A 10,818-nucleotide genomic window follows, 5' to 3' on the forward strand; every position below is an offset into this window, starting at 1 on the left:
GGAGAAAGTGAATTGGAAAGCTGCTCAAGCGAAAGTTTCTGACTGGCATAGATTCCTATCCCTAAAGCACGATAAAAGCTTTTCCTTAACCCATCATTCATCAATAATGCCGGAGCCAATGCCACCCGCCCGATAGGATGCTGCCGCCATCGTTTTTCATTAAAATAAAACAAAGCTGCCCCACTCATGGAATGTCCCGCAAAAACCACGGGTGTATATCTTCGTCCACCCAGAACACCTATTAATTCCAGCCAAAGCTCAATTGCCTTCATATCCGAAGACGGGTTGCATTGCTGAAAAGAAATTTTATCAGGATGCCTGAAGGGAGAGCGGTAAAAACCATTTACATCCGGAACAAGAACAAGTAAATTCTTTTCATTACCCAACACACGCGCTGGTAAATTTTCCCAAATCTCACCGTTGCCATCCCACCCGTGCATAAAAACAACTACCGCATCCACTCTTTGTGGTAATTGGGCCCGTCCTCCAGCGGTAATCAAATCACCTCGCCGCCAATACGCCCGCCAATAAAAATCATCTAAGAATGTTTTCTTCTGAAACCTTTTTAATTGCTGTTCAGGTATCACTCCACCCTCAGCCAGATTTCGTAAAGTGTACGATGCGCTATAAACACTATTTTCAGCCTCACTTCGCACGGGGCTGCTGATATCAATCCATTTCTTCTTCATTGCCATAAATCAACCGCCGGGAGTGCAGAATTTGGTGAGTAAAAACTTGGTCGTCACTGCGAGCATCTTTTCGCGAAGCAGTCTCCCTCCCCGGGTTGGAGATCGCCACGTCGGGCTACACCTGCCCCACCACAGGTGCGGGAAGCCCTCCTCGCGAAGACAGTACCAACTGATTTAGACACTCCCAACCACCTGAGAACACTACACCACATTTATCAAAGGTACACTGCGCGCCTCTTCCGTAAATTTGACTTAAATAATATTGACAAAGTTTTCTTCAAGGATTTTATATGGTTGCGACATATTCAAACTTCGTTTTTCCACTTTCATCCAACGATGAGATATTGATGTGGAGCGATAATCGATCCCCGACACAAAGTGTTTTAGCAAATTCAATAATTCTGCCATCTTCCAGGTGAGAGCGTGTCGTAATTTCAAAAATAGCGGAGCCTGGATTCGCTTTCAATAAATCAGCGTCTTCTGAAGATAATAAAGTAGCACTCAGTCGTTGATCCACTTGTACGGGAAACAGGCCATAAGTTTTTTCAAGCGTTGCGGTCAAAGAATCATGATAAAGTTTATTGTTGATAATATCAGGGCAAAGGTGATGCGGTAGCATCGAGTTGATAATTGCGACCGGGTGCTCATTTACAAAGAATAATCTTTTGAAAGAAGCGACTTGGTCGCTCTCTGCCAGGTTGAGATTAGTCATAATATCCGGTGTTGGATCTGAAATTATTTTTGCATGAACAGCTTTGACTGTCGGAGAAAATCCCAATTCACGCATTTGTCGTGAGAAACTTATCGGGAAATTCAAGGGAGTCCCAACACGCTTGGGATCGATTCTGATCAGTGTCCCTACGCCCCTCTTGCGGATTAAAATACCTTCATTTTCCAAATAGGCCAAGGCCTGGCGTAAAGTCATCCGGCTGACCTGATACTCTCCTGCCAAATCAATTTCACCAGGAAGCCGCATCTCTTCTGTCCACTCACCACGTGCGATGCGGCTGCGAAGATCAGTTGCAATTTGATAGTAAAGCGAAACAGGAGACTCTCTATCAATCATCAATGCCCTCATCAATAACTCGAACAGGATCAGGTAAATTTGAATATCAGATTTTCTTCAGAAGGTTTTCGATCTCTGACTTGGGCGGAAGACCCGTGCCAGCACCGATCCTGGAAACCGTGGCCCCACCAGCAGCATTTGCAAGTTTGCTTATTTCACCGAGGGGCATATTGTTGATAATACCATAAGCAAATGCCGCATCAAATGCATCACCACAACCGGTCGAATCGCGAATATCAACAGAAAAAGCGGGGGTTTTTATGGAAGCTTGTGGCGTGACTACCAGAGAGCCCTCTGCCCCCATTTTAAGGACAACGAGCTTTGGACCCAGGTTTAGCAGTTTATGAGCGATCTCTTCGGCAGAATCGGCATCCACAAGGGTAGCAGCCTCCTCTTGAGTCAGGAGCAAATAGTCCGCCTGGGCAAAGGCCATCTTCATCAGTTTCCCATCCACCTGATGGATTTGTGGGCCGGGGTCGAAAAAGACCAATTTGTTATTCAGCCTGAATTGCTTCATTAGCTCGACGACAAGTTCTGGCGGAGAAGATTCCAGAAAGGCATATCCATTTGTAAAAAGCGCTTTTGATCGTTCAATCTTTTCGATAAAGGAATTTTCAATTTCCGTTACCTGAACCGTGCCCAATGCGCCCAGAAAAGCATGTTCTCCGGCATCATCGATTAAAACTATAATTAGGGTTGTGCTTTTACCAGTAACGATATTGACACTACTGATATCAATCCCTTCCCCTTGTAATTTTTTCATCGAAAGATTTCCGTACAGATCGTCACCCACACTTCCCAGGGCCGCCGTATGCAAACCCAGGCGTTCTGCCATGATCAAAAAATTTCCCGCTCCTCCCGGCTCGGTGGAGATTTGATGTGCTATTTGAATATCCTTCGGATTTACCGGTAATTGAGGGATTGGTAAATATATATCCGTGACCAGGTCGCCAAAAGTGACTATATCAAAATCCATAAAATAATCCTATTCCGTTAAAGCGTACCAAACCCAAGCCTACTTAGATATATTCCCAACGAAATTATAATCAGGAAAATTCCGATCAGCATATAATCAAGGCCCGCAAGTTGGATCTCTTTTAGGGGGGTTACTTTAAAACGCGCGCCATAGCCACGGTTCAACATTCCCACCGCCAGATTTTCAGACATTCTTACTGCTATGACCAGCATCGGAATCACAACCGGTACAAAGGTTCGGATACGCTGGAAAAATTTTCCTTTTCCAATTTGAGTTCCACGTGCTCTTTGGGCATCAAGAATGGCATTCGTTTTCTCTTCCATCGTCGGTACGAAACGAATTGCAGTTGTCAAAACAAATGCCATTTGGTAGGGCATGGACATTTTTTGAAGAAATTGCAGAAAATCATCCAAAGGTGTGGAATATATCAGGACAGAGGTAGTGATCACCATGGTAATAATTCTCAACAGTAAACTAATCCCAAATAAAAAACCACCCAACGTCAGGAAAATTGTGTCAGAGATCGATAAGAAAACCTGCTGAGCCACTGGCGTTTTGAACCAGGTTGGAGAATAACTAAATCCCGTCAATAAGATAATAAAAATAAAAACAGTGAGCAATGGTTTAAGCTTGCCAATAATTGATCTAATGGAAATCCCGCTATATAAGGCCAAAATCACTGATAAAAAGGTAAAAAAAAGGTTGACCAATGGTGATTTGAATATAAAGGATAATAGGGTCAGGACCAGAAAACCGATTGTCTTTGTGCGCACATCCAGTTTGTGCAGCAAACTGTTTCCGGGGAAATATTCAAACATCGGTCAACTGACCCTTAACAAGGTCGTGATTGCATCCATCATCTGCGAAATTGTGCAAATCGTTCCAGGACAATCAAGGTCGCCCAATCTTTCAGCAAGCTGCGAAACTGCCGGGGGGATGATATGGCTTTTTCGGAGCAGGTCTGCCTCCGAAAATATCCGTGACGGAGTGTCATCCAGGAGTATTTCTCCCTGGCTGACCAGCAGGACACGTTGAGCGTATTCTGCCACAAGGTCCATATCGTGCGTTATCATGATGACCGTATGTCCTTTCTGGTGCACCTTTTGGATCAATTCCATCATTTGTATTTTTTCCGTCCAATCCAGACCGGTCGTGGGTTCATCGATACAGATCACCGGAGGGGCGATGGCAAGGATTGAGGCTACGGCTACTTTTTGACGTTCTCCCTTTCCCAATGAAAATGGGTGACGATCCCGTTGATCTTGCAAACCGACGAATTCCAATGCCTCTGTCAGGCGAGCCTCATGATCTGCTTCGCTCAACCCCAGGTTTTTTAGCCCATAACGCAATTCATCCTCAACCGTCATTGAAAATATCTGGTGGTCAGGATTTTGGAAGACGTATCCAATTTGATGAGCCAATTCATGCACACTGGCAGATCTTGTATCGACGCCCTTTACTTTGATGGAGCCTGAAGAGGGTTGCAGAAGTCCATTCAAATGCTTGACAAGGGTACTTTTTCCGGCACCATTTTGCCCGATGACGGCAATCAGCTCTCCTTGACGGATCGAGCATGAAACCCCCGAAAGCGCCTCTACGCCAGTGGGATAGGTGTGACAAAGTCCATCTATCTCAATGATCGGATGCCTCGTTTCTTCCTCAACCTTGGGGTTGATACCAGGTTGGGGAAGAAATTTTTTCCCGCGCATAATTTCGCGAAGAACTGCTTCAGCATTGTCGACAGTAAGCATCTCTTCTTTTTCATGTACCAACCCCGCATCCGCCAAGCCTTGCCACAAATTAAACATTTTTGGCGGGCGGATTGAAAATTCTTTTGTCAATCTGGCGTTTCGAAATAGTTCCCTTGGGTCTCCAAGCCAGGCAACTTTGCCATCTATGATGACAGCAACTCGATCTGCCAGCTCGATCACGCTCTCAACTTCATGGTCGATTAAGATGACCGTGGTTTGATGACGGGATCGCAAATGCTGAACTGCATCGATTATTTCCACTCTTCCAAAGGAATCCAGCTCAGAGGTTGGTTCATCCAATACAAGTATTTCCGGCTGCATTGCCAGGACACCCGCAATAGCCAGGCGTTGCTTCTCCCCACCCGACAAGGTGCTTGTCAGGCGATCTTCAAAGCCTGATAATCTGACCCTGGAGAGGGCTTCCTCCACTTCTGAAAAAATTTTCTCTCTAGGATACCCAAGATTGCTGGGGCCAAAAGCTGTGTCTTCAAAAACAGTGATCCCAAAAATCTGCGTTTCCGGGTCCTGCAAGACCAGCCCAATATGTTCGACCAAATCCTGAATGCTGTGGCTATTTGTGGAGAGACCATTGATGGTCACGTTCCCAACATATCTTCCTTCGTAAAACTGGGGAATAAGACCATTTAATAGCAGGGCCAGGGTTGTTTTTCCTGCTCCAGTAGGTCCCATGATCGCCAGGACTTCGCCACTATTCACGGAGAGAGAAATATCCTTTAGAGCAGGAGTTTCTTGTTCCGGATAGCTATAAGTGACATTTTGGATGGAAACTTGTTTTAGCGACATGGGCGATTCATCAAGCAATAAATGTCAAGCGACTATTGCGTCCTTCTACATGGGTCGACCCATCTTTACAATAGTCGCCTGATTTAGATTAATAACCTATCCTAAAATTCTTTTGTAGTAACAGCTTCAGCCGTAAAGAGCGACTAAAGTCGCCACTACGGGATATCTTTAGGATAGATATTAAAGCTTATCAGTTCATCTGACAGAAATTATTTGAGCAAACCGCTTTTCGAGATGCTAAGATAAGCCAATGCTGCCAGAATTATATTTACTGCTGATCCTACAAGAAGTCCGGGGAGCAGAGAAATATACAGACCAACGCCGCCCATCGGGAGCACGATCAGAGCGCCCAGAACACCATTACAGAAAGCAGCCACAATGATCGCCACCCAAATATTGACTTTCTCTTTTACAAACCAGAAGATGGCAGCCCAAAGGAATTGCTCGGCAGCTATAATCAGATGGATTACAAGACCAAGGGGGAAACCCGTGCTGGCAGCTGTCAGGATATGACCAAATGCTGAAACGATACCACCTTCGAGCCAACCAAAAGATATTGCTGAGAAATAACCTGGCGCAGAATCAAGGGCTACCGTGCCTGTAGGGCTTGGGAACTTGATCAATGCACCAACAGCGGCCAGTGCGATGAAAATAGCCATTCGGGCTACTCGTCGGGGGGTCCAGAAAGTATTTACCTGGGGTGTTGCCTCTTCACTAACTTCAGTCGTCATCTTCATGATCTCCTTAATAAAAAGGTTGTTGATATTGACCTGATGAGAAAAAGAAATCCGGTCAACAAAGGTCTATAAGTATAGACATCTATATTATTATATGCAGCATTTCAAATAAATGCAAGAACCCTGCGGGACTTACGCCAAATACTTTTTTCTCGCTGCAACACTCTTCATTGTAGCTTGTCTCCAACACCCCCAACGCAGAGCATTGGGACCAGGACTATAAAAATGCGTAAGTCCTACTCTGTATATAAAACAATCATGGCTTCCTGGTTGAAAGCCATGATTGTGTGTAGTGATCCAAAGCGGATCAGAAAAAATCAATTCTCATTCATGTTTGAGGGCCTCCACCGGGTCAAGCCGGGCAGCTCGCGCTGCCGGGTACAGCCCACCCAGCACGCCGATTAAACCAGCAAAAACCAGTGCTCCGATCGCCAGCCAGGGAGGCACGATTGACATTTGTCCGATCCCGATCACCCCTTCGGATTCCAGGTACAGATGTCCGATCCAATCGACCAGGCGGCCCAACAGCGTTCCCAGAATAACCCCCACCACTCCGCCGATGATGCCCAGGAGGACTGCGTCTGCAGTGAACATGCGGCGTACTTCGCGGCTGGTCGCACCCAAGGCTTTTAGCACACCGATCTCACGCGTGCGTTCGTAAATGGCCATCATCATGGTGTTGGCTACACCGAGGGTTGCAACCAGAAGTGCCAGACCTCCCACCGATCCAAGTAAGGCTTGCATGATGGCTAAAACGCGGTTGGCAAGCTCAAGGATGGTGCCCAAAGATTGCGCCTCCAGTTCCATGCTCTCGGCGGTTTCAAGAATGGCCGGTACTTTCAATTGGTCAACTGCGCGTACTATCAGCATATCATAGCCGTCTGTCTCCAATGTGTCCGACCGTCCATACCACCAGGCTTTGATCTCCGTCCGTTCGGCCAGACCTAACTCGATAGTATTGGACCCTCTTCCAAACTCTACCCCTGCTATCTGAGACTTGAATTCTTTGGTCTCGCCACGCGGCAGGCGGATGGTCAACGTAACTGGTTGATTTACCAGGTCTCCATACTCCAGCGCAGTATCCTCGATCAGTTGATCGGCCAGACCCTCGATCAGAGTCAAACCCTGCGTATCACCTTCACCCAACGGGACACCCACCAGCATCTCCGGGGGGGCGGGCATTCCCGGCCCACCCGGGCCGTGATCGAATTCTCCAGACAATCTGATCGGAAGTGCCTTTTCCCCATAAGACAGACTGATTTCCATATTACGTGGCAAATTTAATATTGGCGTCACAGACTGCACTTCAGGCAGGTTTCTAAATGCCGCGATAGTTTCTGAGGTAATTGGTTTTTCCGGTTCAGCAATCCCAAAGGGATCAAAGGCATCTTCTTCCGGAAAGGTCGGGGAGATAATTACATTTTCCAGGCCCAGCGCTTCAAAATTACGATTGACTTCCTCCTGCACGCCCACACCGAAGGAAACCATGGCTACCAAAGTAACGATCCCGATCAGCACGCCTGCAGCAGTTAATATATTGCGCACCGGACGGCGAAGCAAATTCTCCCAGGCCGTTCGTGCCAGATCACGAAAAGACAGCCCACCGTTCAGTTTCAACTCTGGTTGCTTATGATCAACCAGTCGATTTTTGGCTGGAGCGGCTTTGCTAACTTCAATTCGATCAACGCCCCCGTCGCGTAAATGCACGATCCGATCTGCGTAGGCAGCTACTTCCGGATCATGAGTAACCACAATTAATGTCACACCACTCTCCGCATTGAGCTTGCGCAGGAGCTGCATGACCTCGTCCCCCGTAGATGAATCCAAATTCCCGGTTGGTTCATCTGCCAAAACCAATTTTGGGTTATTAACCAGGGCTCGGGCAATGGCTGCCCTTTGCTGTTCGCCGCCAGACATTTCCGTCGGGCGATGATCCAGGCGATGATCCAGGCCAACGCGCTTGAGCAGATCCGCGGCACGTTCATGTCGTTCAGCAATGGGCACACCGCCAAGCATCAGGGGCAGTGCAACGTTTTCAAGAGCAGTGAGTGTGGGCAATAAGTTGAATGACTGGAAAATAAAGCCCACGTTGTGACGTCGATGGGCAGTCAGTTCTACCTCAGTTGCGTCTTCTAACCCCAGACCCTGTATCTTAAGTTCACCACTGGTGGGTCGGTCCAGGCCACCCAACAGGTTCAATAAAGTCGATTTGCCTGACCCAGAAGGACCGACCAGGGCGACGAACTCGCCCTGGTCGATTTCCAGGTTGATCCTGTCAAGTGCTTTTACTTCTGTGCTGCCAAGTTTAAAATGGCGACAGACCTCAACCATTTCTATGTTTTTTGTCATTACTTCAAGGATTCTGCAATTGCCAGTGCCTGTTCAACAGGTATATTTCCAGCGATATAGAAGGATAGTTCGCCCTCAGACCAGCCCAACGCAACCTTGCTCCCATCTTCTGATGTGAATAGACTGCCCTCAACGCCCCGGACATTTACGACCTGCTCTTCCGTGGAGGGTTTTTTCGCTTCGTCAGTCTGTCCCTGGGCAATGGTGAATGAACCACCTTCTGGAAGGGTGTACTGTTGCACGATCATTCCTTTTACGTTGAGCACATCAATCAGTGTCGCGCCTTCGGGGGTAAAATCAGGAGTCAGAACTTCAAATTCAGCGGAAGCAACTGCCTCGTCCAGAGAGAGTGATTCGGGCTTCAACTCAGCAAATCCGACAACTTCTGCACCAGCAGGAATTTCAAAGGAAAAGAGCGCTTTGTCCACACCCTGGTTGATCTCAAGTTCCAGCGCGGTGATGCTGACTTCCCCCATGCTCCCGCCTGTATAAGACAGGGCCAGGGGAACGCTCCGACTCTGATCAACCCACAGGTTTAGCAATCCACCAGCAGCTGTGTATTCTGCAGGCATTTGCTCAGGGATCGGCTTGAGTTCGATCTGATAGGCATTTGCATCGGCAATTGTTTCTGTGCCGGTTTTTTTCGCTTCAAAATATTCCAACAACTTATCCACGGCTTCTTCGGCATTCTCAGGATGGTCAACTTCTTCCCCATCAAATTTGTCGTGCATGGGTTCTTTTTCTTCCATCGCCGCCCTGGCTTCTTCGGCAGTTCCTGTGAATACCTTGTTCCTGGAGGGAGAATAAGCCCATACAGTTTCACCATCACTGACGATCACAGCACCAACGGCATCCTCTTTGTCGGTTTCGAGAACTTCCAGACGAAATGCGCCCGGGCCCTCATCATCATGGCGTCCCCAAACTTCGACCTTTGCTGAAAATTTTTCTTCCGGACTATCCACAACGATATTTACAACCGCATGCCCATTATCAATTGTCTTTGATATTTCAATGGTCTGCGTCAGGATCTCTTTGGCTGAGGGTTGCAGCATAACGAATGCACTTACCAGAGCGGCAAGCAGAATAGCTACTCCAGCGACAAGCCATAAATTTCTTTTCTTATTCATCAATCTAATCTCCTAATCTGTAAACAGATAATAATTCTTTCGAATGTTTCGCGTCCACAATAGTAGCATAACCTTGTGTAGAAAATATGAAGATTGCCTTATAAAAATTCTCTTGAGAGGTCATCCAGCAGGGCCATCTCGTCACCGGATAATATAAATTTCATCGCACCAGCAGATTCGCGGACGTGCTCCACCTTTGTGGCTCCGGGAATGGTGACAACAGATTTTCCCTGAAAGTGGATGACCCAATTCAAAGCAACCTGCCCTGGTGTTGCGTCGTATTTTTTGCCAATCTCTTCGAGAGCATCCACTATCGGTCGAGTTGCCTCCAGGTTACGCTTGAGCATCTTTCTGCGAAATGAGGCAGCGTGCTCAAGCAGATCAGGGTTCTTATGATATTTTCCGGTGAGTAACCCATATCCCAGGGGCGTATACGCCGTGATTGTGATCCCCAATTCCTTGGCAGTGGCAATCACAGCATTGGATTCGATTTTACGATTGACCAAGCTGTATTCCATCTGATTGACAGCCAGGGGCAAATTGCGTTTCTCCAGTGCAGCAAATGCACGACGCATCTGATCTGCGTTGAAATTGCTGATGCCCACCGAGCGAATATGCCCGGCTTCAACCAAATCTGCCATCGCGTCCATCTGAGATTCAATTGACGAAAAACTCCAGGGCTGGTGCACCATGTACAGGTCAATACTGTAGCCATCCAGATAACGAAACCGATCATGGATGGTCTTGGAAATATTGCGAGCACTTCTAAATACTGGCAACCATTTGGTCGCCACCACCGCATCCCCGTTTTCTTTGCCAGCTGCCTTCAAACCGGCAGAAAGACCCTGCTCCGAGCGCCCAAAGCCATACATCTCAGCGGTATCAAACCAGTTAATCCCACCCTCCAGTGCGGTCTGCACCATGGCGTCTTTGTCTTCTTGTGGCAGAACCGGGAATATCTTGCCAAAGAGACCTCCCCCTCCGGCGAATTGCATCACGCCTAAACCGATGGGGCTTACTTCGATATCTGTCTGGCCAAGCCTGCGCTTTTCAAACGTCATAATAAATAACTCCTTTTGTAATAACTGTCACAATATTGTACTGGGAATAATAACCAAAGTGCCATCTGAGCACAGATGATGTAGGCTTCACTAATGGATAAATCAAAAAAAGTTCGTACAAACCTACGTCACTGCGAGCGAAGTTTACGCAGCGCGGCAGTTTCATACACCGAGAGGGAGATTGCTTCACCCCGAAGGACATCGGGGTTCGCAAAGACGTGACATTGTACGAGTTTCAAACAATTTGTACATAAAAAG

9 protein-coding genes are annotated in these 10,818 nt (G+C 47.3%); all 9 read right to left on the bottom strand.

The annotated features are described in order from the left end of the window. Positions 1 to 695, bottom strand: a 695-nt coding sequence (locus AC3DOM_RS10795; protein ID WP_487919055.1) for an alpha/beta fold hydrolase, incomplete at its 3' end; no start/stop codon positions are given. Between the two features lie 280 nt (positions 696 to 975). Continuing rightward, positions 976 to 1,755 (bottom strand): GntR family transcriptional regulator, encoded by a 780-nt coding sequence (locus AC3DOM_RS10800; protein WP_487919056.1) that lies wholly within the window; start codon positions 1,753 to 1,755, stop codon positions 976 to 978. 46 nt (positions 1,756 to 1,801) lie between these two features. Beyond that, the gene (locus AC3DOM_RS10805; RefSeq protein WP_487919057.1) at positions 1,802 to 2,731 is read right to left on the bottom strand and encodes a carbohydrate kinase family protein; all 930 of its coding nucleotides are present in this window, start codon (positions 2,729 to 2,731) and stop codon (positions 1,802 to 1,804) included. A 17-nt stretch (positions 2,732 to 2,748) separates the two neighbouring features. After that, positions 2,749 to 3,522, bottom strand: coding sequence for an energy-coupling factor transporter transmembrane component T family protein (locus AC3DOM_RS10810; protein ID WP_487919058.1), 774 nt, complete (start codon positions 3,520 to 3,522; stop codon positions 2,749 to 2,751). Positions 3,523 to 3,552: 30 nt separating this feature from the next. Continuing rightward, the gene (locus AC3DOM_RS10815; RefSeq protein ID WP_487919059.1) at positions 3,553 to 5,286 is read right to left on the bottom strand and encodes an ABC transporter ATP-binding protein; all 1,734 of its coding nucleotides are present in this window, start codon (positions 5,284 to 5,286) and stop codon (positions 3,553 to 3,555) included. A 209-nt stretch (positions 5,287 to 5,495) separates the two neighbouring features. Beyond that, complete coding sequence (locus AC3DOM_RS10820; RefSeq protein WP_487919060.1) at positions 5,496 to 6,017, bottom strand: ECF transporter S component; 522 nt, start codon at positions 6,015 to 6,017, stop codon at positions 5,496 to 5,498. A 330-nt stretch (positions 6,018 to 6,347) separates the two neighbouring features. Beyond that, on the bottom strand, positions 6,348 to 8,372 hold the full coding sequence (locus AC3DOM_RS10825) for an ABC transporter ATP-binding protein/permease (RefSeq protein WP_487919061.1): 2,025 nt from the start codon (positions 8,370 to 8,372) through the stop codon (positions 6,348 to 6,350). Further along, positions 8,372 to 9,499 (bottom strand): DUF4367 domain-containing protein, encoded by a 1,128-nt coding sequence (locus AC3DOM_RS10830; RefSeq protein ID WP_487919062.1) that lies wholly within the window; start codon positions 9,497 to 9,499, stop codon positions 8,372 to 8,374. Before AC3DOM_RS10830 ends, AC3DOM_RS10825 begins: the two co-directional genes overlap by 1 nt. 98 nt (positions 9,500 to 9,597) lie before the next feature. After that, on the bottom strand, positions 9,598 to 10,560 hold the full coding sequence (locus AC3DOM_RS10835; RefSeq protein ID WP_487919063.1) for an aldo/keto reductase: 963 nt from the start codon (positions 10,558 to 10,560) through the stop codon (positions 9,598 to 9,600). Positions 10,561 to 10,818 lie beyond the last annotated feature (258 nt).

The sequence above is a fragment of the Candidatus Desulfolinea nitratireducens genome (genome assembly GCF_982879505.1).